The sequence below is a fragment of the Psychromonas sp. MB-3u-54 genome (assembly GCF_002836415.1).
Classification (GTDB): domain Bacteria; phylum Pseudomonadota; class Gammaproteobacteria; order Enterobacterales; family Psychromonadaceae; genus Psychromonas.
Genome location: NZ_PJBP01000021.1, coordinates 1 through 1638, shown reverse-complemented (window position 1 = coordinate 1638; position 1638 = coordinate 1). Strand labels below are relative to the sequence as shown.

The following is a 1638-nucleotide window of genomic DNA, read 5'->3' as shown; positions in this document are numbered from 1 at the left end:
TCTTTACGTAAGGAGGTGATCCAGCCCCAGGTTCCCCTAGGGCTACCTTGTTACGACTTCACCCCAGTCATGAACCACACCGTGGTCATCGCCATCCCCGAAAGGTTAAGCTAATGACTTCTGGTGCAGCCCACTCCCATGGTGTGACGGGCGGTGTGTACAAGGCCCGGGAACGTATTCACCGTGGCATTCTGATCCACGATTACTAGCGATTCCAACTTCACGGAGTCGAGTTGCAGACTCCGATCCGGACTACGACAGACTTTATGAGATTCGCATACCATCGCTGGTTAGCAACCCTTTGTATCTGCCATTGTAGCACGTGTGTAGCCCATCCCGTAAGGGCCATGATGACTTGACGTCGTCCCCACCTTCCTCCGGTTTATCACCGGCAGTCTCCCTAGAGTTCCCACCATTACGTGCTGGCAACTAAGGATAAGGGTTGCGCTCGTTGCGGGACTTAACCCAACATTTCACAACACGAGCTGACGACAGCCATGCAGCACCTGTCTCAGAGTTCCCGAAGGCACTCTACTATCTCTAACAGATTCTCTGGATGTCAAGGGATGGTAAGGTTCTTCGCGTTGCATCGAATTAAACCACATGCTCCACCGCTTGTGCGGGCCCCCGTCAATTCATTTGAGTTTTAACCTTGCGGCCGTACTCCCCAGGCGGTCTATTTAATGCGTTAGCTTTGAAACCCACGGCATATAGCCACAAACTTCTAATAGACATCGTTTACTGCGTGGACTACCGGGGTATCTAATCCCGTTTGCTCCCCACGCCTTCGCGCCTCAGCGTCAGTCTTTGTCCAGGTGGCCGCCTTCGCCACTGGTATTCCTTCAGATCTCTACGCATTTCACCGCTACACCTGAAATTCTACCACCCTCTACAAAACTCTAGTTAACCAGTTTCAAATGCAGTTCCAAGGTTGAGCCCTGGGCTTTCACATCTGACTTAATTAACCGCCTACGCGCGCTTTACGCCCAGTAATTCCGATTAACGCTCGCACCCTCCGTATTACCGCGGCTGCTGGCACGGAGTTAGCCGGTGCTTCTTCTGCGAGTAACGTCACAGATACAGGATATTAACCTGCACCCTTTCCTCCTCGCTGAAAGTGCTTTACAACCCGAAAGCCTTCTTCACACACGCGGCATGGCTGCATCAGAGTTTCCTCCATTGTGCAATATTCCCCACTGCTGCCTCCCGTAGGAGTCTGGACCGTGTCTCAGTTCCAGTGTGGCTGGTCATCCTCTAAGACCAGCTAGGGATCGACGCCTTGGTAAGCCATTACCTTACCAACTAGCTAATCCCACTTGGGCTCATCTTGTCGCGATAGCATATAAATAGAGGCCACCTTTGGTCCGTAGACATTATGCGGTATTAGCAGTCGTTTCCAACTGTTGTCCCCCGCAACAAGGCAAATTCCCAAGCATTACTCACCCGTCCGCCACTCGTCAGCAAAATAGCAAGCTATTCTCTGTTACCGTTCGACTTGCATGTGTTAAGCCTGCCGCCAGCGTTCAATCTGAGCCATGATCAAACTCTTCAATTTAAAGTTTAATTTGCAGCTTGCGCTGCGACTCAATATAACTGACTAAAACTAATTACTCTTCTCTCAATACCTAAGTATAAAAA

The 1638-nt window shown here is 50.7% G+C and carries 1 rRNA gene; it reads right to left on the bottom strand.

The features are described 5' to 3' along the window. Positions 1–8: 8 nt before the first annotated feature. A 16S ribosomal RNA gene (locus tag CXF72_RS00365) occupies positions 9–1555 on the bottom strand. Positions 1556–1638: the final 83 nt, after the last annotated feature.